This window comes from Qipengyuania benthica, from assembly GCF_030717865.1.
In the GTDB taxonomy this organism is placed as follows: Bacteria; Pseudomonadota; Alphaproteobacteria; order Sphingomonadales; family Sphingomonadaceae; genus Qipengyuania; species Qipengyuania benthica.
This window is the reverse complement of sequence record NZ_JAVAIL010000001.1, coordinates 72,764-95,787: the sequence shown is the minus strand read 5'-3', so window position 1 is coordinate 95,787 and position 23,024 is coordinate 72,764. Positions and strand designations below refer to the sequence as shown.

25 protein-coding genes are annotated in these 23,024 nt (G+C 66.4%); 14 read left to right on the top strand and 11 right to left on the bottom strand.

Annotated elements, in window-relative coordinates:
* Positions 1 to 316: 316 nt before the first annotated feature.
* The 3 genes from Q9K01_RS00495 to Q9K01_RS00485 all read left to right on the top strand — a co-directional run bounded on the left by Q9K01_RS00495 (position 317) and on the right by Q9K01_RS00485 (position 5,010).
* Positions 317 to 1,357, top strand: coding sequence for a quinone-dependent dihydroorotate dehydrogenase (locus Q9K01_RS00495; protein WP_305928257.1), 1,041 nt, complete (start codon positions 317 to 319; stop codon positions 1,355 to 1,357).
* Between the two features lie 10 nt (positions 1,358 to 1,367).
* Positions 1,368 to 3,119, top strand: coding sequence for a gamma-glutamyltransferase (ggt, locus tag Q9K01_RS00490; protein ID WP_305928256.1), 1,752 nt, complete (start codon positions 1,368 to 1,370; stop codon positions 3,117 to 3,119).
* Between the two features lie 88 nt (positions 3,120 to 3,207).
* The gene (locus Q9K01_RS00485) at positions 3,208 to 5,010 is read left to right on the top strand and encodes an AMP-dependent synthetase/ligase (protein ID WP_305928255.1); all 1,803 of its coding nucleotides are present in this window, start codon (positions 3,208 to 3,210) and stop codon (positions 5,008 to 5,010) included.
* Positions 5,011 to 5,019: 9 nt separating this feature from the next.
* Here the strand turns inward: Q9K01_RS00485 and Q9K01_RS00480 are convergent, their stop codons facing one another.
* The 4 genes from Q9K01_RS00480 to Q9K01_RS00465 form a co-directional block, all read right to left on the bottom strand.
* Positions 5,020 to 5,547, bottom strand: coding sequence for a hypothetical protein (locus tag Q9K01_RS00480; protein WP_305928254.1), 528 nt, complete (start codon positions 5,545 to 5,547; stop codon positions 5,020 to 5,022).
* A gap of 156 nt (positions 5,548 to 5,703) precedes the next feature.
* Positions 5,704 to 5,886: a CsbD family protein gene (locus tag Q9K01_RS00475; protein ID WP_305928253.1), complete on the bottom strand. Its 183-nt coding sequence runs from the start codon at positions 5,884 to 5,886 to the stop codon at positions 5,704 to 5,706.
* A gap of 145 nt (positions 5,887 to 6,031) precedes the next feature.
* The gene (thiS, locus tag Q9K01_RS00470; protein ID WP_305928252.1) at positions 6,032 to 7,018 is read right to left on the bottom strand and encodes a sulfur carrier protein ThiS; all 987 of its coding nucleotides are present in this window, start codon (positions 7,016 to 7,018) and stop codon (positions 6,032 to 6,034) included.
* A 19-nt stretch (positions 7,019 to 7,037) separates the two neighbouring features.
* Complete coding sequence (locus tag Q9K01_RS00465; RefSeq protein ID WP_305928251.1) at positions 7,038 to 7,412, bottom strand: MerC domain-containing protein; 375 nt, start codon at positions 7,410 to 7,412, stop codon at positions 7,038 to 7,040.
* A gap of 140 nt (positions 7,413 to 7,552) precedes the next feature.
* Between Q9K01_RS00465 and Q9K01_RS00460 the strand changes: the two genes are divergently transcribed.
* From Q9K01_RS00460 to rpsI, 3 genes are all read left to right on the top strand, one after another.
* The gene (locus Q9K01_RS00460; RefSeq protein WP_305928250.1) at positions 7,553 to 8,587 is read left to right on the top strand and encodes a COX15/CtaA family protein; all 1,035 of its coding nucleotides are present in this window, start codon (positions 7,553 to 7,555) and stop codon (positions 8,585 to 8,587) included.
* Between the two features lie 161 nt (positions 8,588 to 8,748).
* The gene (gene rplM, locus Q9K01_RS00455; RefSeq protein ID WP_305928249.1) at positions 8,749 to 9,228 is read left to right on the top strand and encodes a 50S ribosomal protein L13; all 480 of its coding nucleotides are present in this window, start codon (positions 8,749 to 8,751) and stop codon (positions 9,226 to 9,228) included.
* 182 nt (positions 9,229 to 9,410) lie between these two features.
* Entirely contained in the window at positions 9,411 to 9,899 is a 489-nt protein-coding gene (gene rpsI, locus Q9K01_RS00450; RefSeq protein ID WP_305929141.1) for a 30S ribosomal protein S9, read from the top strand.
* 115 nt (positions 9,900 to 10,014) lie between these two features.
* Here rpsI and Q9K01_RS00445 read toward each other — a convergent pair whose 3' ends face one another.
* From Q9K01_RS00445 to Q9K01_RS00435, 3 genes are all read right to left on the bottom strand, one after another.
* Positions 10,015 to 10,875 (bottom strand): metallophosphoesterase family protein, encoded by an 861-nt coding sequence (locus Q9K01_RS00445; protein ID WP_305928248.1) that lies wholly within the window; start codon positions 10,873 to 10,875, stop codon positions 10,015 to 10,017.
* A complete protein-coding gene (locus Q9K01_RS00440; protein ID WP_305928247.1) occupies positions 10,865 to 11,719 on the bottom strand; it encodes a diacylglycerol kinase family protein in 855 nt (284 codons plus the stop codon). The genes Q9K01_RS00445 and Q9K01_RS00440 overlap by 11 nt, the downstream gene beginning before the upstream one ends.
* An 81-nt stretch (positions 11,720 to 11,800) precedes the next feature.
* Positions 11,801 to 12,067, bottom strand: a complete 267-nt coding sequence (locus Q9K01_RS00435; protein WP_305928246.1) for a hypothetical protein — start codon at positions 12,065 to 12,067, stop codon at positions 11,801 to 11,803.
* 189 nt (positions 12,068 to 12,256) lie between these two features.
* Between Q9K01_RS00435 and Q9K01_RS00430 the strand changes: the two genes are divergently transcribed.
* Positions 12,257 to 12,550, top strand: coding sequence for a UrcA family protein (locus Q9K01_RS00430; RefSeq protein ID WP_305928245.1), 294 nt, complete (start codon positions 12,257 to 12,259; stop codon positions 12,548 to 12,550).
* A 135-nt stretch (positions 12,551 to 12,685) separates the two neighbouring features.
* Here Q9K01_RS00430 and Q9K01_RS00425 read toward each other — a convergent pair whose 3' ends face one another.
* The 3 genes from Q9K01_RS00425 to Q9K01_RS00415 form a co-directional block, all read right to left on the bottom strand.
* Complete coding sequence (locus Q9K01_RS00425) at positions 12,686 to 13,423, bottom strand: LytR/AlgR family response regulator transcription factor (protein WP_305928244.1); 738 nt, start codon at positions 13,421 to 13,423, stop codon at positions 12,686 to 12,688.
* Positions 13,416 to 14,669, bottom strand: a complete 1,254-nt coding sequence (locus Q9K01_RS00420) for a sensor histidine kinase (RefSeq protein ID WP_305928243.1) — start codon at positions 14,667 to 14,669, stop codon at positions 13,416 to 13,418. Before Q9K01_RS00420 ends, Q9K01_RS00425 begins: the two co-directional genes overlap by 8 nt.
* Positions 14,670 to 14,764: 95 nt before the next feature.
* On the bottom strand, positions 14,765 to 16,285 hold the full coding sequence (locus Q9K01_RS00415) for a fumarate hydratase (RefSeq protein WP_305928242.1): 1,521 nt from the start codon (positions 16,283 to 16,285) through the stop codon (positions 14,765 to 14,767).
* Positions 16,286 to 16,440: 155 nt separating this feature from the next.
* Between Q9K01_RS00415 and Q9K01_RS00410 the strand changes: the two genes are divergently transcribed.
* The 5 genes from Q9K01_RS00410 to Q9K01_RS00390 all read left to right on the top strand — a co-directional run bounded on the left by Q9K01_RS00410 (position 16,441) and on the right by Q9K01_RS00390 (position 21,782).
* Complete coding sequence (locus tag Q9K01_RS00410) at positions 16,441 to 17,061, top strand: protein-L-isoaspartate O-methyltransferase family protein (RefSeq protein WP_340324240.1); 621 nt, start codon at positions 16,441 to 16,443, stop codon at positions 17,059 to 17,061.
* On the top strand, positions 17,061 to 18,557 hold the full coding sequence (locus tag Q9K01_RS00405) for a TolC family outer membrane protein (RefSeq protein WP_305928241.1): 1,497 nt from the start codon (positions 17,061 to 17,063) through the stop codon (positions 18,555 to 18,557). Before Q9K01_RS00410 ends, Q9K01_RS00405 begins: the two co-directional genes overlap by 1 nt.
* A gap of 72 nt (positions 18,558 to 18,629) precedes the next feature.
* Entirely contained in the window at positions 18,630 to 19,139 is a 510-nt protein-coding gene (locus Q9K01_RS00400) for a DUF2497 domain-containing protein (protein WP_305928240.1), read from the top strand.
* An 80-nt stretch (positions 19,140 to 19,219) separates the two neighbouring features.
* Positions 19,220 to 21,400, top strand: a complete 2,181-nt coding sequence (locus Q9K01_RS00395; RefSeq protein WP_305928239.1) for a S9 family peptidase — start codon at positions 19,220 to 19,222, stop codon at positions 21,398 to 21,400.
* Complete coding sequence (locus Q9K01_RS00390; protein ID WP_305928238.1) at positions 21,393 to 21,782, top strand: (2Fe-2S) ferredoxin domain-containing protein; 390 nt, start codon at positions 21,393 to 21,395, stop codon at positions 21,780 to 21,782. The genes Q9K01_RS00395 and Q9K01_RS00390 overlap by 8 nt, the downstream gene beginning before the upstream one ends.
* Before the next feature lie 14 nt (positions 21,783 to 21,796).
* On the opposite strand, the gene Q9K01_RS00385 is transcribed toward Q9K01_RS00390, so the two are convergent.
* On the bottom strand, positions 21,797 to 22,075 hold the full coding sequence (locus tag Q9K01_RS00385) for a hypothetical protein (protein ID WP_305928237.1): 279 nt from the start codon (positions 22,073 to 22,075) through the stop codon (positions 21,797 to 21,799).
* Between the two features lie 143 nt (positions 22,076 to 22,218).
* Here Q9K01_RS00385 and Q9K01_RS00380 point away from each other — a divergent pair, with 143 nt between their 5' ends.
* Positions 22,219 to 22,650: a CBS domain-containing protein gene (locus Q9K01_RS00380; RefSeq protein WP_305928236.1), complete on the top strand. Its 432-nt coding sequence runs from the start codon at positions 22,219 to 22,221 to the stop codon at positions 22,648 to 22,650.
* 31 nt (positions 22,651 to 22,681) lie between these two features.
* Positions 22,682 to 23,011 (top strand): HesB/IscA family protein, encoded by a 330-nt coding sequence (locus Q9K01_RS00375; protein ID WP_305928235.1) that lies wholly within the window; start codon positions 22,682 to 22,684, stop codon positions 23,009 to 23,011.
* Positions 23,012 to 23,024: the final 13 nt, after the last annotated feature.

The window sequence follows — 23,024 nt, the reverse complement described above, 5'->3', positions numbered from 1 at the left end:
ATGGCGTATTTATCCAAGGGCATGGCGCAAAACCTAACCGATTGCCACCCCTCGCGAATCGTCCGTCGGATCCTGCGTTAACCAAGAACCGGCTTGAAATCCCGGACAAAAAAGGGGCGGCCCCCGAAGAGACCGCCCTTTGAGTAGAGGAACCCGCCGCAATGGCGCCGGGCCCTTCGGGTCGCGGAACGATGACTACGCCGAATCGGATGTTTTCGATTGTATGCAAACGACAGTCGCGCCCGGTGCGCAATATGATTGAACCCTTCTCGCACCTGCTCGACACCGCGCACCGCTTTGCGCATAGGCGAGCGCCATGCTGTTCGACCTCGTCCGCCCGGCCATCTTCGCGCTCGATCCCGAGCGTGCCCATCGTCTCACGGTCGCGGCGCTGAAACTCGTGGCGGGCCACGCACCTGCGACTCACGGTCCGCTGGCCACCACGGTAGCCGGGCTGCAATTTCCCAATCCGGTGGGGCTCGCCGCCGGCTTCGACAAGAATGGCGAGGTTCCCGATGCGCTGCTGGCGCTCGGGTTCGGTTTTGCCGAGGTCGGTTCGGTCACGCCGCGCCCGCAGGCCGGCAACCCCGCCCCGCGGCTGTTCCGGCTGGTCGAGGATCGTGCGGTGATCAACCGGATGGGGTTCAACAATCAGGGCGGCGAAGCGGTCGCGCGCCGGCTGGAGGCGCGCCGCGCGCGCCCCGGGATCGTCGGAGCCAATATCGGCGCCAATAAGGACAGCCCCGACCGGATCGTCGATTATGCGCAGCTAACGCGGTTGATGGCGCCGCTGGCAAGCTATCTGGCGGTCAATATCTCCAGCCCCAACACGCCGGGCTTGCGCGCGCTGCAGGACGAGGGCGCGCTGACCGGGTTGCTGGATGCGGTGCTCGAGGCGCGTGCGGAGGTCTGCGGGGAGGCCGGCCCGCCGATCTTCCTCAAGGTCGCGCCCGATCTGGAACCCGCCGATGTGGACGCCATCGCCCGCATCGCGATCGACCGGGATCTGGCCGCGCTGATCGTCTCCAACACCACCATCGCTCGGCCTGCATTGCGCTCACGCCACGGCGGTGAGGCAGGCGGGCTCTCCGGCGCCCCCCTGCGCGACCTCGCGCTGCAGCGGTTGCGCGATTTCCGCAGCGCGACCGGCGGCGCAATCCCGCTGATCGGAGTGGGTGGCATCGCCAGCGCCGAGGATGCCTGGGTGCGAATTCGCGCGGGCGCGAGCCTGGTGCAGCTCTATTCGGCGCTGGTCTATCACGGGCCGGGCCTGGCTCGCCGGATGGTGCGAGACCTCGAGCGGCTGATGCTCCGCGACGGCTTCGCCACGATTGCGGATGCGGTCGGGAGCGAATAGCAGGACGGTCATGATCACCCGCCTCCTCGCCACGCTCGCCCTGCCGCTGTCGCTCGCCACCGGTGCCGTCGCCCAAACTTCCACCCCGGCGCCCCGGCCAGCCTCCGCACCGGCGATTCAATCCGATGCTGCGGTCGCACTCCCCTTCATCGGCACCGTCAGCGCCGCCGACCCGCGCGCGCAGGCGGCGGGCATGGCCATGCTTCGCCAAGGCGGCAGCGCCACCGATGCTGCGCTTGCGACCATGCTCGCGCTCACCGTGGTCGAACCGCAAAGCTCGGGGATCGGCGGTGGCGGCTTCTATGTCCGCGGCACCGCCGCAGGCGAAGTCGAGACGATCGACGGCCGCGAGACCGCGCCCTCGGGTGCAACCCCGGAATGGTTTCTCGCCGAGGATGGCAGCGTCCCGCCGTTCATGGAAAGCGTGCTGAGTGGATTGAGCGTCGGGGTGCCGGGCAATATCGCGCTCGCCGCCCGGGCGCATGATCGCTTCGGCAAGCTGCCCTGGGCCGCGCTGTTCGAACCCGCAATCGAATTGGCGCGCGAGGGTTTCGCAATCAATCTGCGGCTCGCGAAGTATCTGGAGGACTTGCCCGAGCGCGCCGGTGCGGTGCCGAGCGCCCGCGCCTTGTTCTACGACGCTGCGGGGCGGCCTCATCCCGCCGGCCATATCGTCCGCAACGAACGGTTGGCGCAGACTTTCGAGCGGATCGCGGCGGAGGGCGCTGAGACCTTCTACAGCGGCGCGATCGCCGAAGAGATCGCCGGGACGGTTGCCACCCGAACCCCGCACGATGCGGCCATGACGCTCGCAGACATCGCCACCTATCGTGCGGTTGAGCGCGACGGCGTGTGTGGTTCCTATCGGGGCTATCGGGTTTGTGGCATGGGCCCGCCCTCGTCGGGCGGGATCGCCGTCCTGCAGATCCTCGGGCAGCTCGAGCGGTTCGATCTCGCGGCGCTGGGGCTGTACGATCCGCTGACCTGGCACCTGTTCGTCGAATCGCAGCGGCTCGCCTATGCCGATCGCGAATTGTACATCGCCGACAGCGATTTCGTGTCCGTTCCGGTCGCCGGGCTGATCGACGCGGGCTACATCGCGCGCCGCAGCGACCTCATCTCGCTCGAAACCAGCATGGCCGAAGCGGCTCCCGGCCGCCCCGCGGGCGCCGATACCGCACTCGCCGATGGCGACGAACCCGAGGAGCACGGCACCTCGCATATCGCCGCGGTCGATCCCGACGGCACCATGATCAGCTACACTTCGACGATCGAGGGAGTGTTCGGCTCGAGCCTGATGGCGGGCGGGTTCTACCTCAACAATGAGCTCACCGATTTCAGCCGTAGCCCGACCGTCGAGGGCGTTCCGGTCGCCAACCGGGTCGAGCCCGGAAAACGTCCGCGCAGCTCGATGGCGCCCACGGTGGTGTGGGACCCGCAGGGGCGCCCGGTGCTGGCGATCGGTGCGGCCGGCGGTCCCACCATCCCGGTGCAGACCGCGCGCGGGATCATCGGCGTGGTCGATTTCGGTCTCTCGGCGAAGGAAGCGCTCGGGCTGCCCTTCATCATGGGTTTCGGCGATACCGTCATGGTCGAGGAAGGCACCTGGCTCGAAACCGCGATCTCCAGCTTGCAGGAACTCGGTCATGCCAAGGTCGTCGTCCGCGAGGCGCCGCTCAAGGGCGGCGCGGTCAAGCGCGACGGCGCCATCTGGGAAGCCGCGCGCGATCCGCGGATCGATCGGGGCGTCACCGTGCCCTGAACGGGTGCGGCCACTTGCCGTGAACCGGCCAGCCGCCTAAGCCGCGCAACGATCTGCCAATAGAACAGACGACAGGGAGCTTGGCCGGATGCTGTCCGATATCGATGCGGCGAACAGCCTTGTGGAGCTGTTCCTCAAACGCGCCGACGAAAAGCGCGACACGCCTTTCCTCGGGACGAAATCCGCCGGGGAATGGCGGACCATCAGCTGGGCCGAGGCCGCCGAACAGGTCTGCCTGCTGGCGGAGCATTTGCGCGAGCTGGGCCTCGAGACCGGCGACCGGGTCTGCCTGGTCAGCGAGAACCGCCCCGAATGGTGCATCGCGGATCTTGGCATCATGGCCGCCGGTTGCATCACGGTTCCCACCTATACCACCAACACCGAGCGCGACCACGCGCATATCCTCGACAATTCGGGCGCGCGTGCGGTCATCGTCTCGAGCGAGAAGCTGTCGCAGCCGCTGCTGCCGGCGATTATGCGTACCGGGCTGGCCGAACACATCATCTCCTTCGACGGCATTCGGCAGTACCAGGCAGGCGATCTGCGGGCGCACAGCTGGAGCGATCTCGTCCAGGGCGATGCCGCCGCGGCTCGCGCCGCGGTGGATCGCCGGATCGCCGCGATCGGGCGCGGCGACACCGCCTGCATCATCTACACCAGCGGCACCGGCGGCGCACCGCGCGGCGTGCTCCAGCACCACGGCGCGATCCTGTGCAATGTCGCGGGCGCGGCGGAAGTGCTGATCGAGGATTTCGGCCTCGGCGAGGAGGAGCGGTTCCTGTCCTTCCTCCCGCTGTCGCACGCCTATGAACATACCGGCGGGCAATATCTGCCGATCTCGGTCGGCGCGCAGATCTACTACGCCGAGGGGCTCGACAAGCTTGCCAGCAACATCGAGGAGACCCGCCCGACCGTGATGGTGGTGGTGCCGCGCCTGTTCGAGGTATTGCGCACGCGGATCATGAAGCAGGTGACCAAGCAAGGCGGGATGGCCGCGCGGCTGATGGACAGCGCGCTGGAGCTGGGCGACCGCCGCGTCGCCGGCAAGCGCAAGTTCGGCGATCGCGCCCGCGATCTCATGCTCGAAAGATTGCTGCGGCCCAAGATCCGCAAGCGGTTCGGCGGACGGCTGAAGGCGATGGTGTCGGGCGGCGCGCCGCTCAACCCCGAGGTCGGCACCTTCTTCAGCTCGATGGGGCTGACCGTGCTGCAGGGCTATGGCCAGACCGAGGCGGGGCCGATCATCAGCTGCAACCGCCCCTCCGCCGGGATCGCGATGGACAGCGTCGGCCCGCCGATGCGCGGGGTAGAAATCCGCATCGCCGAGGATGGCGAGATCTTGTGCCGCGGCGAGCTGGTGATGCACGGCTATTGGCAAAACAAGGCCGAGACCGAGCGGACGATCCAGGACGGCTGGCTGCACACCGGCGATATCGGGCATATCGACGACCACGGCAGGATCGTCATCACCGATCGCAAGAAGGACATGATCGTCAACGACAAGGGCGACAATGTCGCGCCGCAGAAGGTCGAGGGGATGCTCACGCTGCAGCCCGAAATCGCGCAGGCAATGGTGACCGGCGACAAGCGGCCCTATATCGTCGGGCTGATCGTCCCCGATGCGGAATGGGCGCTGGAATGGGCCACCGCGCAAGACAGGAAATTCGACCTCGGGACGCTGCAGGGCGATCCCGAGTTCCGAACTGCGGTGCGCGAGGCGCTAGACCGGGTTAACCGCGAGTTGTCGGTGACCGAAAAGGTTCGCCAATTCGCCTTTGCCGACGAGCCCTTCACGATCGAGAACGAGGAAATGACGCCGAGCCTGAAGATCCGGCGGCACAAGATCAAGGACCGCTACCAGCAGCGGCTCGACGGCCTCTACAAAGCCTGACCTGCACCGCTAGGCGGCGACTTCCTCGATATATTCGGGGTAGAAGCGCGGTTCGCGGTCGGACCAGCCGGGCGCGGTAGCCGCGGCTTCGCTGAGCGACTGGAGCAGCAGCTTGCGGCGCTGCGGCTGGATCTGCGGCAGCGCGGCGGCGGCGCAGAAGGCGCTGGGCAGCCACGGGCGCGAATCGGCGCCGAGCAGGCGTTCGTAGAGGAAGCGAAACGCGGAGAAGCAGTCGATCCGCTCCTGCGCGAGATCGAACGCGGCGACCCGGGTCAGCTTGCCGACGAAGCCTTCGACCGCCTCGAAGCCGGTCGCGACCGGGATCGCGTGGCGCAGAGCCTTGAGTTCCTGATAGGCGACATACTGGCTGCGAATCGCGGCGGTCTCGCCGGCAGTGCGGCCCCAGATCCGAAACGCGTCGCAGCGGCCGAGCCCGATATCGAGGCTGCGGCGGATATAGCGCTGTTCGGCGGCGGTGAAGCCGGCGAATTCGCGCATTTCCGCAATGGTACCGAACGCCGTCGCTGCAATGGCCATATCGGCCTCCCTGGTTACCGGAGGACTATCGCGCACGATGGTTAACAGGCGGTATCGGTCGTCCGATTTTTGCACGCTCGCCCGGAGCGAGCGCAGACCGGACACGAAAAAAGGCCCGCGGTCTCCCGCGAGCCTTTTCATTGTTCGTGCTCGGCGTCAGACCTTGTTGCCGAGTGCACCCTTGGCTTCGCCCTTTAGGTTCTGGGCTTCGCCCTTGCGCTCCTGGGCCTTGCCCTCGGCCTTCAGCGAGTGATCGTTCGTGGCATTGCCGACTGCCTGCTTGGTGTTGCCGGCGGCTTCGTTGCCCATGCCCTTGGCCTTGTCTTTCATCTCGCCCATGATCGTTCTCCTGCATGTGTGGGCCGGTGGATCGGAATGGGTCCGGTCGGCGGCAGGCCGCAGGAAAGGCGGCTATGATGGAGAAGCGCGCGAGAACCGGACCCGGTTCCCCTAATTGCGGCCAGACGCTCCCGAGAACAGGCGGTTAGATGAGCCCAGCCAGCGGACTGCTCGGATCGGCATATTTGCGCGTTCCCATCCGCCCTGAAAGATAGGCGTCTCGTCCCGCCGCCACCGCGAGCTTCATCGCCCGTGCCATCCGAATCGGGTCCTTCGCCTCGGCGATCGCGGTGTTCATCAGCACCCCGTCGCAGCCCAGCTCCATCGCCACTGCGGCATCGCTGGCGGTGCCGACCCCGGCATCGACCAGCACCGGCACGCTGGCGCCCTCGACGATCAGCCGGATGGTGACGCGGTTCTGGATCCCCAGACCCGAGCCGATCGGCGCGCCCAGCGGCATCACCGCGACCGCGCCGGCTTCTTCGAGCTGCTTCGCTGCGATCGGATCGTCGGTGCAATAGACCATCGGCAGGAAGCCCTCCTTGGCCAGCACTTCGGTCGCGCGCAGCGTCTCGCGCATATCGGGATAGAGGGTTCGCGCCTCGCCGAGCACCTCCAGCTTGACCAGATCCCAGCCGCCCGCCTCGCGCGCCAGCCGCAGCGTGCGGATCGCATCGTCGGCGGTGAAGCAGCCCGCGGTATTGGGGAGATAGGTGACCTTCTTCGGGTCGATGAAATCGGTCAGCATCGGCGCCTTGGGATCGCTGACATTGACCCGCCGCACCGCGACCGTGACGATTTCGGCGCCGCTGGCTTCGAGGGCGGCGGCATTTTGCGCAAAGTCGCTATACTTGCCCGTACCGACGATGAGGCGGGAATTGAAGGTGCGGCCCGCGACGCTCCAGCTGTCGTCTTGCGGTCCGGACCCGCCGCCGACGAAATGGACGATCTCGAGCCGGTCGCCCTCTGCCACGGCATGCTCCGCAAGCTCGCTGCGCGGGGCGATGATGCCGTTGCGCTCGACCGCGACCTTGGCGGGATCGAGCTCGAGCTCGCGCACGAGTTCGGCGATGGTGGTGGCGGAGGTGCGGCGGGTTTCGCCGTTGACGGTGAGGGTGATGGATGCGGTCATGATCCGCGCGAGATAGCGGTCAATGCGCGTTGCGCAAGTTCAGCACGTGTCCGAGCGAGACCAGCGCCACGCCGATGATCGTCAGCACCGCTTCCTCGAAGCCATGCGGCACCGCCAGTGCGCCGCCCATGAAGCTGAGCCCGGTCATCGCCACGACGAAAGGCGCGGCGCGCCGATGGCGCAGCGCGCCCCAGCCGATCGCGACCGCCGCGATCAGCACGGCCAGCGCCAGCCCGATGCGGTGGATGTCGGGATGAAAGAAGAACTGTCCGCCCACGCCCAGACCCGAGACGATCACGATGCTGGCAAGGCAGTGCAGGGCGCACAGACCCGACAGCACGATGCCGCTGCGATCGAGGCGGCGACGAATCGGAGAGATGGCGCGTTGGAGCATCGCGAACCCATCTATGTGATAGTGTACCATAATACAAGTACCGCCAGCCGGCCGGTTTGCCGCTCGTCTTGCGTAGCCCGCCCGCGAAATTGCCGGATTTGCACTTGCCTGGCGGCGCACCGCCACTCAAACAGCGCCGCATGAACCGTCCCGCCTCCCTGCCCGCTGCCCCGCAACCGGGCGCGATCGCCAATTGGCTGCTGTTCGTGGCCTTGCTGGTCATCGCGATGGTGGCGGTCGGCGGCATCACCCGGCTGACCGAAAGCGGGCTGTCGATCACGCAATGGCAGCCGGTGACGGGCGCAATTCCGCCGCTGACCGAGGCGGACTGGCGCGCCGAGTTCGAGCTCTACCGCCAGACGGGCGAATATCGCAACGTCACCGGCCCCGCGGGAATGGACCTCGCGGGGTTCCAGTTCATCTATTTCTGGGAATGGTTCCATCGCCTGCTCGGGCGGCTGATCGGGCTGGCCTTCGCGCTGCCGCTCGCATGGTTCTGGGTCCGCGGCGCCATCCCCGCAGGCTACAAGCCCCGCCTGCTCGCGCTGCTCGCGCTGGGCGGGATGCAGGGCGTGTTCGGCTGGTTCATGGTCCGCTCGGGCCTCTCGGGCGAGATGACCGACGTCAGCCATTTCTGGCTCTCGATCCATCTCCTGACCGCGTTGTTCACGCTGGGCGGGCTGGTCTGGACCGCGCTCGACCTGCGCGCGCTGGCGCGCAGCGGCGAGCCGCCCGCACGCTGGACCGCCATGGCGAGCTGGGTCGGAGCGGTGCTGTTCCTCCAGCTGCTGCTCGGCGCCTGGGTCGCGGGGCTCAACGCCGGCCACGCGTCGGACAGCTGGCCGCTGATGCAGGGGCGCCTGGTCCCCGAATACGACAGCTCGCGCGGGCTCCTGTGGGCAGTTACCCACGATCCCTTCCTGATCCATTTCCTCCACCGCTGGTGGGCATGGGCGGTGGTCGCCGCGCTGGTGGTGATGGCGAGACGGGTCAAACCGCTCGATCGCCGCGCCTCGATTGCCATCCATAGCGCCTTCGGAACGCAGATCCTGCTCGGCATCGCGACCGTGCTGACGGGGGTCGCGCTATGGGTCGCGGTGGCGCACCAGCTCGTGGGCGCGCTGCTGGTTGCGGCCTTCGGCTGGGGCGCCCACGCGCTGGGGCGCCGAAGCTAGCCGAATATTCGATCCGTCGACGATGTGGTATTATTATACCGCAATCGGAACACGCGGATTTGCTTGACTTGCGCCGGGTGTAAGGCCATTTGCCGCCCGCTTCGCAGGTCCGGCAGCGGTCGGATTCGCGCAACCACACACTAATAACGGAATCCAAAGCCATGAAGGCTCTCAGCAAGATGACCCGGTCGATCAAACCGGCCGAGGTCGAAAAGGACTGGCACATTATCGACGCCGACGGCCTGGTCGTCGGTCGTGTCGCCACGATCATCGCCAATATCCTGCGCGGCAAGCACAAGCCCAGCTTCACCCCGCACGTCGATTGCGGCGATCACGTCATCGTCATCAACGCCGACAAGGTGAAGTTCACCGGGCGCAAGATGACCGACAAGGTCTATTACCGCCACACCGGCCACCCCGGCGGCATCAAGGAAACGACGCCCGCCAAGGTTCTCGAGGGCCGCTTCCCCGAGCGCGTGCTCGAAAAGGCCGTCCAGCGCATGATCCCGCGCGGACCGCTGGGCCGCGACCAGATGCGCGCGCTGCATCTCTATGCCGGCACCGAGCATCCGCACGACGGGCAGCAGCCCAAGACGCTCGACGTCGCTTCGATGAACCGCAAGAACAAGGCAAGCAGCTAATGGTCGCCGACAACACCAGCGAAACCCCCGCCGACAAGACCGCCGACGAGACCAAGGTCGACGCCGCGGCCGAAACCACCTCCGAGACTTCGGCTGAAGCCACCAGCGAAGCCAAGCCCGAGCCGGCTTCCGAGCCGGCTTCCGAGCCCAGGGCCGAAACCAAGAGCGATTCGGTTTCCGATCTGGCCGACCTCAAGAGCATCGCCGGCGATGCTCCCGAGGGCGATTCCGCCGAGATCGCGCGGACTGCCAGCGTCCCGCTGCGCGAGCAGGAGCTCGATGCCCAGGGCCGCGCCTATGCCACCGGTCGCCGCAAGGATGCCAAGGCGCGCGTCTGGATCAAGCCCGGCAGCGGCAAGGTCACCGTCAACGGTCGCGACCAGGAAATCTATTTCGCGCGTCCGACGCTGCGGCTGATCATCAACCAGCCCTTCGCCATCACCGATCGCGAAGGCCAGTACGACGTGATCTGCACCGTGCGTGGCGGCGGGCTTTCGGGCCAGGCCGGCGCGGTGAAGCACGGCATCAGCCAGGCGCTCGCCAAATACGAGCCCACGCTGCGATCGACGGTCAAGGCCGCCGGCTTCCTCACCCGCGACAGCCGCGTGGTCGAGCGCAAGAAGTACGGCAAGGCCAAGGCGCGCAAGAGCTTCCAGTTCTCGAAGCGCTAAGCACTGCCCGGCCGGTCAGCCCGGTCGGAAGCTACTATGGAAACAGGGCGGTCCCGCGAGGGGCCGCCCTTTCTCCTTGTGCAATCCTCACGTTCGCGCGGGGGCGGGCGGTATTCTAATGAACCGGCGGATCGGTCCGCGGCACCTGATGCACCGGCGCCACCGGTTCGCCCGGCCGACGCGGGGGCATCGCGTTTTCGGGAACGTCGTCGATCATCATGTCGGGCGTGTCGACATTCTCGAGGTTGCGGACGCAGACCTTGATGGTTTCCCCATCCCAGCGCAGTTCGTTGAAGCTGGGCGGGGTCGAACGGGTGCGCTTCGACAGCGTGCCCGCACCGATCATCCGCACCGGGCCATCGGCGGTTTGCTCCATGATGTCGAAGGCATCGTGGACATGGCCGCTGATGACCGCCGCGACCGGACGACTGGCCAGCGCGCGCAGCGCCTCGCCGCCGCGCATGGTCAGCGCGGTTCCCTCGGTGCCCACTTCACGCAGCGGATGATGGACCGCCACCAGAGCGCGTGCGCCCGGCGGCAGCGCATCGATGGCAGCGAGGCATTTCTTCAGTGCGGCCCTGGTGACCCAGCCCTTCGACCAGTTGAATCGCGGCTGCGCGCGCACCGCCGTCTTGAGCGGAACGATCGCCAGCCCCTGCAGGTCGATTTCGCGCTCGACATGTTCGGACATGCCGCAGAACCGTTTGTAGGGGGCAAAGAACCGCTCGAAGAGGTTGAAATAGGGCATGTCGTGATTGCCCACTTCCACCGTGACCGGAACGTCGAGCGACTGGATCCAGCTGGTCGCTGCGGCGAACTCCCTATGGCGCGCACGCATGGTGAGATCGCCGGTGATCGCCACCGCATCTGGCCGCTGCTCGGCGATCTCCTGTTTCACCCAGTCGATCGCCCGATTGTCCTCGAGCCCGAAGTGGATGTCGCTGAGGTGGAAGAGAAGCTTGTCGTCAGTAGCCATGTTGCGACGCTAGCAGATCGACCCCGCACGGGACCAGTTCGAAGGCGGCACGGCTGCCGAGCTGGGCGGGTTCGCCGTCGATCAGCACTCCGAGCGGCTGGCCTCCGCAATCCTCGAGCACGACCCGATCTACCAGACCGAGCAGATCGTGCGGCCCCTCGCGAAAGCTGCGCCGCAACAGCGCCCAGCCCTGTTTCGCCAGTTCGACGGGCGTATCCGCGTGAAAGGCGTCGATCTGCATTCCGCGATGGCTCGGCGTCATCTCGATCAGGGGATAGCCTTCGGGGCGGCCCAATGGCGGTTCGAGACAGTGGACCTGAGGGCCTTCGGTGGTCTCGGTCATCGCTTCGCTTGCCTTGGCGGTGGTTTCCGCCACATCGCCGTCGCGCATCGCCTCGCGCACCGAACCCCAGGCGGTTCCCGGACCGATCAGCAGCCCGGCCAGCGCATCCCCCGCCTCGCAGCGCGCGACCAGCGGGCGCCAGCGCCGCATCGCGCCGCGCTTGTATCGCGCGATGATGGTGCCGACCTCGCTCTCGCCATGCATGCGGATGCTGAGCAGGTTCATCGTTCCGCCGGGTAGAACCAACACCGCGCCCGACCAGCCGTAGAGGCTGGTGATCGCTGCATTGAGCGTGCCGTCGCCGGTGAAGATCGCGAGGCATCCGATCCCCGCCAGATCCAGTTCGGCTGCGGTGGGGATATCCTCGTCGGGAAAGCGGATGGTGCGCTCGATCGAGAGGCCGGCGGTGCCGCAATGGCTCTGCAACTCCTCGAGCGCCGCTTCGCTGTTGCTGCCGCTCTTGGCGTTGGTCAGCAACCAGAGTTTGTCGGGCAGAGTCATGAAGCCATAGCGCTGGTCCGGCCCATCCGGTTCCCGCAGCGCGAATTCCCGATCGGGCAGCGGGCCTGTGCGGCGAGGCTGTCAGATCCTGCCGGTCAGGATCGCCCAGGCCGAAATGGCATTGAGCGCGCTGTAGATCGCATAGACCGGCGCCAGTCCCGGCCAGCCGTTGGCGACGAACAGCAGGGTCGCCAGCAGGATCGCGAATTCCAGCACCAGCGAGACCGGCACCCTCGAGCGCGGCCGCATCCAGCCGATCCGCTCGATCATCGGGTGGCCGCTCTCCAGCACGGCCTTGTGCATCGCGAAATTGCCGATTCCGAGCAGAAAGATCACGATCAGGACCATCGACCGGCGTTGTCGCTCGCCCTTCGCCGATTGCCAAGGCCCCTTCGTCAGCAGCTTCGCGCTTTTGGTCAAATCGGCGGTCGTGTTCGTCGACACGGAGATGCGTTGACAGGTGTAATCGCTCATTATGCTACCTGCGAAACGCTCCTCTCCCCCCGAAGGAGGCGATCGCAAGAAGGAGGAATTGAGATGAAACCGATCCTTTACATGGCCGCCGTCATCGGCCTCGCGATCCCCGCAGCGCCTGCGCTCGCGGCCGATATCTCGGTGAAATACGACGATCTGGCGCTTTCCACTGCCGAGGGTCAGCGCGAACTCGACAAGCGGATCCTGGTCGCCGCGCGCAAGGTGTGCCGGGCCGACATGCCCAACACCGGCACCAGGATCAGCAGCAGCGAAGCGCGCCAATGCGTCGCCGAAGCCCAGCGCCAGGTGAAGCAGCAGGTCGCGGCGCTCATCAGGCAGCAGCGCCTGGGCGGCTGAGAATGCATCCCTGAGACTGGGCGGCCGACTTTCCCCGAAGTCGGCGTCCCGGGGCCTCGGTCGAACCAGTCCGCGACCGAGGCCCCTAATCTTTCGGCTGCAGCCCGATTCCCAGCGGCCCCATCCGGTGGCGGCCTAGCGCCCGGCCATCGCCTTGACCTTGGGCAGATAGGTCCGCCCGATCCGCAGCGCCTCGCCATCGTCGAGTTCGACCGACCAGACCCCCAGCCCGTCGTGCCGCAGACCCTTGATCCGGTCGCGGCGCAGGATGGTGGAGCGATGGATGCGGATGAACTGCGCGGGGTCGAGCCGCTCCTCGAGCCCGGCGATGGTCTGGAGCAGGAGATAGGAGCGATCCTCGACATGCAGCCGGACGTAGTCGCGTTCGGCATCGATCCTGAAAACCTGCGCGGTTTCGATCCGGACCAGCTCGGAGCGGTGCGGGATCCACAATTCGTCCAGCCATTCGCTCTTCGGGCGGGTGCCGGCGTCGCGCCGCGACAGCGCGCGCTGGATCGCCCGCTCGAGCCGCTCGCTCTTGACCGGCTTGAGCACGTAATCCACCGCATCGAGATCGAAGGCCTCGACCGCATAATTGTCGTGCGCGGTGACGAAGACGATCGCCGGCGGGCGGTCGTGCTTCGCCAGTTCGCGCGCCACCGAGAGCCCGTCCACTTCGGGCATGGTCATGTCGAGCAGCACCAGATCGGGATGCAGCGCCTCCACCAGCCGCAGGGCGGCCGCGCCATCGCTCGCGGTGCCGACCACCAGGAGATCGTCGAGCCTGGCGCAAAGCACCTGCATCCGCTCGACCGCGAGCGGTTCGTCATCGACGATCAGCGTGCGCAATTTCTCTTTGTCAGTCTCAGCCATGGGTCACCAGCGGTAGTCGGAGTTGGGTTTCGTAGCCGTCCAGCGTCGCGCCGGAAACGATGCTCGCCTGCTCTCCGAAGCGCGCAAGCAGGCGGTCGCGGACATTGGCGAGCCCGATCCCGAAGCCGGCCGCGGCATTGCCCGCCTTGCCCGGGCCGTCGTCGGCCACGGTCAGCACCAGCCGCCCGTATTCCTCGCGCGCCGAGATCGTGATCGTCACCGGCCGGCGGCTGGCCGACACGCCGTATTTGACCGAATTCTCCACCAGCGGCTGGAGGATCATGCCGGGCACCCGGCAATTGCTCAGCGCCTCGGGCAGTTCGAGCCTCGTGCGCAAGCGGTCGGGAAACCGGGTGGTCTCGATCTCGAGATAATGGCGCTGGAGATCGAATTCGTCCGCCAGCGGCAGGTCGGCGGTGGGATCCTCCGCCAGGCTGTGGCGATAGAAGGCGGACAGCGTCTGGATCATTTCCTCGGCCCGGTCGGCGCGCCCGGTCATCACCAGTGCGGAAAGCGAGTTGAGCGCGTTGAAGAGGAAGTGCGGGTTCACCTGATAGCGCAGGCTGCGCAGTTCTGCGGCTTTGGCGGCACTCCGGAAGCGCTCCTCCCGGCGCTGCGCCGCCTGCGCCTGCGCGCCCGCCAGCAGCGCGAGATAGAGTGCCGCCCAGGCCAGGAGCAGGAAATAGCGCCCCAAGGCGATGTCGGTGAGCTGCTGCCAACGATCGGTCCCGGTCGGTGCGGGCGCCAGCACGAGAGTGCGCGGCGGCGCGGCCGAGCCGGCATCCTCAGCAACCCGATCGTCCGCCGGGCGATCCAGCGCCACCGGCGCCGCGGCGGGCACGTCGACGAGCAGATTGCCGGCATCGTCGCGATAGATGGCAACGCCTTGGTCCTCGCCGATCTTCCTGGCCACCTGATCCTGGACCGGCTCGAACATCACCCGGTTGACCTGCGCGATTGCCAGCGAGGCGGGCAGTGCCGCGATCAGCGCCACCGCGATCTTCACGGCCAACGGCCGGGCCTCCACCAGCCGGATCGCCAGCCACAGCAGCAGGGTGATGGCGGCGCCGGCGAGACACACGACCCCGCGGCGCCAGACCAGTTCGCCCTGCATCGGCAGATCGACCACCGATCCGCGCAGGGTGATCAACAGGAAATAGCACAACCATAGCCCGAGGATCGACGCGAGGACGATCCGGAAGGGCACGCGGGTGATGCGCGGCGACAAGTCTGTTTCTTCGCTCACTGGCTATCGCACTAGCCGCTCGGGGCTCGTGCAGGCCAGCGCGATGATCGACGCGATCATGCGGTTGGTCGATGGGGCGGCGCTGCCTCTATGGCTCAGGCGTCGAGCCTTTCGCGCGCGATCCGCTCTTTCCACTGCGCCGGAGCGAGCGTGTGGACGTTGTTCCCGCGCGCATCGACCGCCACCGTCACGGGCATGTTCTCGACGGTGAATTCGTAGATCGCCTCCATCCCCAGATCCTCGAAGGCGACGACCTTCGATGCCTTGATCGCCCGGGCGACCAGATAGGCCGCGCCGCCCGTGGCCATCAGATAGGCGACCTTGAAGCGGCTGATCACTTCCACCGCATCGGCGCCCCGCTCGGCCTTGCCGATCATCGCGAGCAGGCCCTGGCCGAGCATGGTCTCGGTGAACTTGTCCATCCGCGTGGCGGTGGTGGGCCCGGCGGGGCCGACGATTTCGCCCATCACCGGGTCGACCGGCCCCACATAATAGATCGCCCGTCCCTTGAAATCGACCGGCAGCTCCTCTCCGTTGCGCAGCATCTCGTCGATGCGCTTGTGCGCCGCGTCGCGCCCGGTGAGCATCCTGCCCGACAGCAGCAGCCGGTCGCCATGCTCCCAGCCGGCCACTTCCTCGGGCGTGAGAGTGTCGAGATCGACCCGCTTGGCGGCGGCATCGGGCTGCCATTGCACATCGGGCCAGGCGTCGAGATCGGGCTGCTGGAGATAGGCGGGACCCGAGCCGTCGAGGGTGAAATGCGCGTGACGGGTGGCGGCGCAATTGGGGATCATGCCCACCGGCTTGCCCGCTGCATGGCAGGGCCATTCGAGAATCTTGACATCGAGCACGGTCGCGAGGCCCCCCAGCCCCTGCGCGCCGATCCCTTGCGCGTTGACCGCATCGAAAATATCGATCCGCAGCTGCTCGAGATCGCTTTGCGCGCCGCGCTGCTTGAGCTGCGCCATGTCGATCGGCTCCATCAGCGACTGCTTGGCGAGCTTCAGGCAATGCTCCGCCGTGCCGCCGATGCCGATCCCCAGCATTCCCGGCGGGCACCAGCCGGCGCCCATCGAGGGAATCTGCTCCACCACCCAGTCGATGATGTTGTCCGAAGGATTCATCATCTTGAACTTGGATTTGTTCTCGCTGCCGCCGCCCTTGGCTGCGACATCGATATCGACCCGGTCGCCGGGCACCATTTCGACCGACAGCACGCAGGGCGTGTTGTCGCGCGTGTTGCGGCGGGTGAAGGCGGGATCCGCGAGGATCGAGGCGCGCAGCTTGTTTTCGGGATGGGTGTAGGCCCGCCGCACCCCTTCATCGACCACTTCCTGCAGGCTGTGCGGGGAATCGAGCCGGCAGTTCTGGCCCCATTTGACGAAAACATTGACGATGCCGGTGTCTTGGCAGATCGGGCGATGACCCTCCGCGCACATCCGCGAATTGGTGAGGATCTGCGCGATCGCGTCCTTCGCCGCGGACCCCTGCTCGGCGGCATAGGCCTCGCCCAGCGCGTGGATGTAGTCCATCGGGTGGTAGTAGGAAATGAACTGAAGCGCATCGGCCACGCTTTCGATCAGGTCTTCCTCGCGGATATTTATCATGTCGCTCATCGCCGCTTCACTCCGTTTCGCAGATTCGCCGTGGTCCTTGGCGGGGATTTCGCGATTGTCAAAGCGCTTGGCCACGAGGGGCGTTCCGCCTAAAGCTGCTGGGCCTTGCCCAACCGTGTTGTCTATGTAATACAGCACACGAGCTTCTGGATGAAATGATGACGACGACACTCGCCCGTCCTGCCGATTCCCGCCCTGACGATTTCGCTGCCGCCCGCCGCGCGATGATCGACGGCCAGCTGCGCACCAGCGGCGTCAACGAGCGCTTCGTGCTCGACCGCATGGGCGCGGTCGCGCGCGAGGATTTCGTCCCCGACCAGGCCCGGGGCATCGCCTATATGGATCGCGCCATTCGGCTGCCCGACGGCGGCTTTCTGCCCGCCCCGGTGTTCCACGGCAAAATGCTCGAGGAGGCGCGTCCGCGCATCGCCGACCGGGTGCTGATCGTCGACGGCGGGAGCGGCTATCTTGCAGAACTGGTTCGCCCGCTCGTCACCTCGGTCGAAGCGATCTCCCCCACGCAGGGTGCGCAAGGCGAGGCCAAGCTCGAAGCCGCCGATCTGTTGCTGATCGACGGGGCCATCGAACAATTGCCTCCCGAACTGGTCAAGCTCGTCGTCGAAGACGGGCGGGTCGTCACCGGCCTGGTCGAGCGCGGCGTCACGCGTCTCGCCACGGGTCGCAAGACCGGCCAGTCGCTGAGCCTGCTGCCGCTCGCCGAAATGGGCATTCCGCGCCTCGGCCAGTTCGACCGTCCGGCGAGCTGGAGCTTCTGATGCCACGCGGGGGGTTGGTTCGCTTCGGACTGTCCGGCGCAGCGCTGGCGCTCGTGCTGGCGGCGCCCGCGCATGCCGACACGCTGCAGGAAGCGCTGACGCAGGCTTATCTCAACAATCCCACGTTGGAGGCCGCGCGCGCGCAGCAACGCGCGCTTGACGAGAATGTAGCGATCGAACGTGCAGACGGACGGCCCGGCGTGACCGCGACCGGCAGCTATGTCGAATTCCTCAAGCAGAACTCGACCAGCTTCACCGCACCCGAACGAGCCTTCTCGGTCGGTGCCGATCTCTCGGTGCCGATCTATTCGGGCGGCGCCATCAAGAACGCGATCCGCGCCGCCGAAGTGCGGGTGGGGGCCGGCCGCGCCGATTTGCGCGCCACGCAAAGCGCACTCTTCAGCCAGGTCGTCGCAGCCTATATGGACGTATTGCGCAGTCAGGCGATCCTTGGTCTCACCGCCAACCAGATCGAAGTCCTGGCCGTCAACTTCCAGGCGACCAGCGACCGGTTCGAGATCGGCGATCTCACGCGTACCGATGTGGCGCAATCGCAAGCGCGGCTGGCGCTGGCCCAGGGCGATTTTCGCGGAGCACAGGCCAATCTGATCGGCGCGCGCGAGATATATATGCAATTGGTCGGCGAAATACCCGACGATCTGCAGCCGCCGCCGCCGCTGCCCGGTCTGCCCGATTCGGTCGCCGTGGCCGTGGATATCGCGCTCGAGAACAATCCCGATCTGATCGCTGCGCGCGAACGTGCCGAGGCGGCCGTATACGACATCGATGTGGCAGGCGCAGGACGACTGCCGCGGGTCTCGGTGTTTCTCGGCGGCGATTACGAGAACTTCGCCGGTACTCTGGGCGGTGTCGACAGCGCCATCATTCCGCAGACAGCCACTGCGGCCCAGGCCGGGGTGCAGCTCTCGATCCCGATCTTCCAGGGGGGCCGCCCCGCGGCGCTCGAGCGCCAGGCGCAGGCACGGTCGGCAGTGGCGCTAGAGCGCGTGATCGAAGTCGAGCGCGACGTCATCGCGCAGGTCCGCGCTTCCTATTCGAGCTGGCAGGCTTCGCTCGCGATCATCGAAAGCTCCCTGACCGCGGTCGCCGCCGCCGAGCTCAGCCTCGAAGGCGTTCGCGCCGAAAACTCGATCGGCAACCGCACGATTCTCGATGTGCTCAACGCGGAGCAGGAATTGCTCAACGCGCGCGTCGATCTGGTGACAGCGCGGCGCAACGCCTATGTCGCGGGCTTCAGCCTGCTGGCGGCGATGGGTCGCGCCGAAGCCCGCGACCTGGGCCTGGTCGACGAAGGCCTGCTCTACGATCCGGTGGTCAATTACGACCGCGTGCAGGGTCAATGGTGGGACTGGTCGCGCGAACCCGATCCGGTGGTGGAAAGCACCAGCACCGCCGATCTTCCCCCTGCGACGGCGGAGATCGAGCAGGGCGAAATCGGTCCCGTCGACGACCAGGAGAGCGATTCCATTTATTAACCTTGTTGCACGATGCTATGCGCCGATTCGCGTGCCGACGAAGGCGCGGGCGGCAAGCAGGGGCCAGTGATTATGCATCAACCGGGTGAACCGTCGGTCGAAGAGATTCTCGATTCCATCAAGAAAGTGATCGCCCGCGACAACCGCGCCGGGGCGATGGCGACCCGGCGCGAGCGCTCGCGTACCCCGACGAACGAAACCAGAGTCGAACCCGCTCCGGCGGAAGCGGAAGAGGCCGAGGAAGTTCTCGAGCTCGAAGAAGAGGCGATGGTTGCGCAAGGTTCCGAGACCGCGGATGCGGACGCGGAAGTCGCGAAGCCGACGACCTACGAGGGGGACGACGCTCCGCTGACCACCGATACGGTTCGCGCCACGATGCAGCAGAATTTCGAGGCGCTGGCGATGATTTCACGGCCCGGCAAGCAGCCGCAGATCGTCCGCTCGGGCGAAACCTCGCTCGAGGCGCTGACCCGCGAATTGCTGCGCCCGATGCTGGCGCAATGGCTCGACGAGAACCTGCCCGAGATGGTCGAGGAGCTGGTCAAGGCCGAGATCTCCCGGATCGCCGGCAAGCGCGACTGAACGATCGGCTGATAGTCGGCTGATCCGGCGCCTGCGCAAAGGCGCTTAACTTTGCCGCACGGCGCGGCTACGCCGTTATCATGAACAAACGCTTCGGGTTCGCAACCCTCGCCGCCAGCGCCGCCGCGCTTTCGATTGCCACTCCGCTTGCGGCGCAGGACCGACAATCGGCGCCGCGCCAAAGCGCGCCTGCGGCAATGAGCGCCGAAGACCTGGTCACCATGCCGCGGCTTGGCGCGCCGAGCGTGTCGGACGACGGCAATCTGACGGTCTATCCGGTGACGGTCACCGATCCGGCAAGCTATGCGCGCAGCAGCGAGTTCTTTCTCCGCAACCTTGCCGATCCCAGTGCGACGCCGGTCCGGCTCGATCTGGGCGGTCCGGCCAACAGCGCGATGTTCGGCGAGAATGGCTGGCTCTATTTCCTCTCCAGCCGTGCGGTTGCCGCAGGCGGCGAGGAGCAAAGCCGGTTGTGGCGCGTCCAGCTCGGCCCGCAGGGGACGGCGGGTACGCCGATGCTCGCCGCCGACCTTGCCACCGGAATTGAAGGCTTTGCGCTCGCTCCCGATGGCGATGCCGTGGCGGTCTGGGCGGAAATCGCGCGCGACTGCCCGACCTTCGGCTGCGAGGGCGACGGCAGTGCGCATCTGACCGGCCCCGGCGACGGCCTGCTCTACGAAGGCGACGTCGGTTTCGTCCGCCATTGGGACAGCTGGGAGACCCCGGGCACCTTCAGCCGCGTCTTCGTCTTCGGGCTGGAAGATGGCCGCGTGGCGGGCGAGGGGCGGGCGCTCGACGGCGCTCCGGGCGGTTCCGGTCCGACGGGCGATACCCCGACCAAGCCGTTCGGCGGAGGCGAGGACGTGGCTTGGGCGCCCGATGGCTCGGGCGTCTATTTCGTCGCGCGCGAAACCGGGGCGGGCGAACCTACCTCCACCAATCTCGATATCTGGTGGGCGGATCTGTCGGGCGCGGCGCCGACCAATCTGACCGCCGCGAACCATGCCACCGACGCGCTGCCCACGCCTTCCCCCGATGGGAAATACCTCGCCTATCTGGCCATGGCGCGGCCCGGCTACGAATCGGATCGGATGGTCGTCCAATTGCGCGATGTCGCCACCGGGCAGACGCGTGCGCTGACGCAGGATTTCGACCGCAGCTTCGGCTCGCTCGCCTGGACTCCCGATTCGCAGTACATCGTGGCAACCGCGCAGGATGTGCTCGACACGCCGGCCTATCGCATCGATCCGCGCACCGGCGCGGTCGAACGGCTCGATCTGATGGCCGGGCACGAGGCGCATATCGGCAACGTCGTACCACTTGAGGGCGAGCGCCTGCTGTTCACCCGCGATTCGATCGGCGCGCCGCCCGAACTCTATCTTTCGCGCGGTTGGGACCAGGCCAAGCCGCTGACTGAAATCGCGTCGACGCGCATGGGGCAGCTTGCATCGATCGTCACCCGACGCTTCAGCTTCCCCGGCGCCGAGGGCGAGACCGTTTGGGGCCAGATCACCAAGCCCGAGAATGCCGAAGGCGAGCTTCCCGCCATTCTCTACGTCCACGGCGGACCGCAGGGCTCGTTCAACGACGCCTGGTCGACCCGCTGGAACCCGCGCGTGCTCGCCAGCCAGGGCTATGCGGTGATCTCGGTCGATTTCCACGGCAGCACGGGATATGGCCAGGCCTTCACCGACGCGATCAATCGCGACTGGGGTGGCAAGCCGCTGGAGGATCTGCAGAAGGGTCTCGCCGCGGCGCTGGCGCTCGATCCGCAGATCGACGGGAACCGCGCCTGCGCCATGGGCGCCTCCTACGGCGGCTACATGATGAACTGGATCGCCGGCCAATGGCCAGAGCGGTTCGACTGTCTGGTCCAGCACGATGGCCTGTTCGACATGCGCAGCTTCTATTACGCCACCGAGGAATTGTGGTTTCCACGCTGGGATTTCGGCGGCAGCTATCAGGAGCAGGCGGAGACCTACGAGCGCTGGAACCCGGTCAACTTCGTCGATCGCTGGCAGACCCCGATGCTGGTGATCACCGGTCAGAAGGATTTCCGCGTCCCCTACACCCAGGGCATCCAGAGCTTCACCGCCTTGCAGGAGCGCGGGATTCCCAGCCAGCTGCTGGTCTTTCCGGAGGAAAACCATTGGGTGCTGAACGCCAAGAATTCGCTGCAATGGCACCAGACCGTCTTCGCCTGGCTCGATCGCTGGCTGACGCCCGGAGCTGATCCCGGAGCCGACCCCGACAGTGAATAATTCCGAGAAGCAGATCGAAAAAGCAGGCAAGGCGCTGGCGAAAATCGCCGGGGATGGCATCGAGCGGCACATCTTCCTGTGCGCGCTGGCCGAAAAGCAGAAATGCTGTTCGCGCGAAGAAGGCAAGCTCGCCTGGAGCTTCCTCAAGAGGCGGCTCAAGCAATTGCGCCTCGCCGGGCCGCGCCGCGCCGATGGCTCGGGCGGGTTCCAGCGGACCAAGGCCGACTGCCTGCAGGTCTGCGCAGGCGGCCCCATCGCACTCGTCTATCCCGATTACGTCTGGTATCATTCCTGCACGCCCGAAGTGCTCGAGCGGATCATCCAGGAGCATCTCGTCGGCGGCGTTCCCGTGGAAGAATACCGCCTGCGCCCGCTAGGCTGATCCGGGGGCCACCCCTAGTGCATCTTGTCGTCGATGGAATCGTCGTGCCCCGTTCCGGACGACAGGAACACAAGCCCCATCAGCGCCCCTGCCAGCAGCATGGTGAAGCCGATCCCCAACGCGATCGCAATGTAGTAATGGATCGAGGCCGCGCTCTCGCCATCGTAGAGCAGCGCGACCGCCAGCGCGACCACGCCGACGGTAATAAGCAGCATGAAGCGCATCAGCCGTCGGTAGCGCGCCCAGGCGAAGGCGGCGGTTTGCGGATCATCGAGCGGGGACTTGCGAGCCATGACCCGCTCCATGGGCATCGCAGGGACCAAGTGCAAGGCTCGCGGGGCCTCACAAATCGGCGCAGCGGCCAGGATTCGCAATTTGCGGACGAAAATGGCATTCTGAGGCGAGAGTCGTGCAATCGGCCATGAGGAGAGATGCAATGGATATCGCCAAACTGATCGAATGCCGCCCGAGTTCGGACATCGTCACCTGCGATGTAGAAGCAGCAGTGCGCAATGTGGTGGCGCTGCTCGACGCCCGTCGGATCGGGGCGCTGCCGGTGATGAAAGCTGGCGAAGTGGTGGGCATCTTCTCCGAGCGCGATGTCATCCATCGTCTGGCCAGCGAAGGCTCGGCCTGTATGGACCGGGTAGTGGGCGAGGTGATGACCTCTCCTGCGATCACGGTCGAGCGGCAGACCAAGGTCGACGATGCGCTGGCCCTGATGACGCGGCGGCGGATCCGCCATCTTCCGGTACTCGACGGCACCACCATGTGCGGCTTCGTATCGATCGGCGATCTGGTGAAATCACAGATCGACGAGATCAAGAACGAAGCGGCGCAGATGCGGCAATATATCACAACCGCTTGAGCGCGGCCCTTCGGGCTCCTACATCGGAGGCATGGCCGATATGCTCACCCTCACTCCCGCCGCTGCGAAACGCGTTGCCGCGATCGCTCAAAAGCAGGCCAAGCCCGCTATCCTGCGGCTTTCGGTGGAAGGGGGCGGCTGCTCGGGCTTCCAGTACCGGTTCGGCCTCAGCGATGGCGCCGAAGGCGACGATCTCGTCAGCGAAACCGAAGGCGTGCGACTTGTGGTCGATCCCGTCAGCCTCGACCTGGTGGCCGGGAGCACGGTGGATTTCGTCGAATCGCTGGGGGGTGCTGCCTTCAAGGTCGAGAACCCGCAGGCCGCCGCCGGTTGCGGCTGCGGTTCCAGCTTCGGGATTTGAATTAGACCCCTGC

Bases quoted from the DNA above. Each gene is read 5' to 3' on its own strand.
- Q9K01_RS00460 (WP_305928250.1), top strand. From the start codon at position 7,553: ATGAACCGTCCCGCCTCCCTGCCCGCTGCCCCGCAACCGGGCGCGATC.
- Q9K01_RS00435 (WP_305928246.1), bottom strand. From the start codon at position 12,067: ATGGTCCTGATCGTGATCTTTCTGCTCGGAATCGGCAATTTCGCGATG.
- Q9K01_RS00475 (WP_305928253.1), bottom strand. From the start codon at position 5,886: ATGGGCGAGATGAAAGACAAGGCCAAGGGCATGGGCAACGAAGCCGCC.
- Q9K01_RS00480 (WP_305928254.1), bottom strand. From the start codon at position 5,547: ATGGCCATTGCAGCGACGGCGTTCGGTACCATTGCGGAAATGCGCGAA.
- Q9K01_RS00430 (WP_305928245.1), top strand. From the start codon at position 12,257: ATGAAACCGATCCTTTACATGGCCGCCGTCATCGGCCTCGCGATCCCC.
- Q9K01_RS00440 (WP_305928247.1), bottom strand. From the start codon at position 11,719: ATGACTCTGCCCGACAAACTCTGGTTGCTGACCAACGCCAAGAGCGGC.
- Q9K01_RS00380 (WP_305928236.1), top strand. From the start codon at position 22,219: ATGGATATCGCCAAACTGATCGAATGCCGCCCGAGTTCGGACATCGTC.
- Q9K01_RS00410 (WP_340324240.1), top strand. From the start codon at position 16,441: ATGATGACGACGACACTCGCCCGTCCTGCCGATTCCCGCCCTGACGAT.
- Q9K01_RS00400 (WP_305928240.1), top strand. From the start codon at position 18,630: ATGCATCAACCGGGTGAACCGTCGGTCGAAGAGATTCTCGATTCCATC.
- Q9K01_RS00425 (WP_305928244.1), bottom strand. From the start codon at position 13,423: ATGGCTGAGACTGACAAAGAGAAATTGCGCACGCTGATCGTCGATGAC.
- Q9K01_RS00395 (WP_305928239.1), top strand. From the start codon at position 19,220: ATGAACAAACGCTTCGGGTTCGCAACCCTCGCCGCCAGCGCCGCCGCG.
- Q9K01_RS00495 (WP_305928257.1), top strand. From the start codon at position 317: ATGCTGTTCGACCTCGTCCGCCCGGCCATCTTCGCGCTCGATCCCGAG.
- ggt (WP_305928256.1), top strand. From the start codon at position 1,368: ATGATCACCCGCCTCCTCGCCACGCTCGCCCTGCCGCTGTCGCTCGCC.
- Q9K01_RS00415 (WP_305928242.1), bottom strand. From the start codon at position 16,285: ATGAGCGACATGATAAATATCCGCGAGGAAGACCTGATCGAAAGCGTG.
- Q9K01_RS00465 (WP_305928251.1), bottom strand. From the start codon at position 7,412: ATGCTCCAACGCGCCATCTCTCCGATTCGTCGCCGCCTCGATCGCAGC.
- Q9K01_RS00385 (WP_305928237.1), bottom strand. From the start codon at position 22,075: ATGGCTCGCAAGTCCCCGCTCGATGATCCGCAAACCGCCGCCTTCGCC.
- Q9K01_RS00405 (WP_305928241.1), top strand. From the start codon at position 17,061: ATGCCACGCGGGGGGTTGGTTCGCTTCGGACTGTCCGGCGCAGCGCTG.
- Q9K01_RS00485 (WP_305928255.1), top strand. From the start codon at position 3,208: ATGCTGTCCGATATCGATGCGGCGAACAGCCTTGTGGAGCTGTTCCTC.
- thiS (WP_305928252.1), bottom strand. From the start codon at position 7,018: ATGACCGCATCCATCACCCTCACCGTCAACGGCGAAACCCGCCGCACC.
- rplM (WP_305928249.1), top strand. From the start codon at position 8,749: ATGAAGGCTCTCAGCAAGATGACCCGGTCGATCAAACCGGCCGAGGTC.
- Q9K01_RS00375 (WP_305928235.1), top strand. From the start codon at position 22,682: ATGGCCGATATGCTCACCCTCACTCCCGCCGCTGCGAAACGCGTTGCC.
- Q9K01_RS00445 (WP_305928248.1), bottom strand. From the start codon at position 10,875: ATGGCTACTGACGACAAGCTTCTCTTCCACCTCAGCGACATCCACTTC.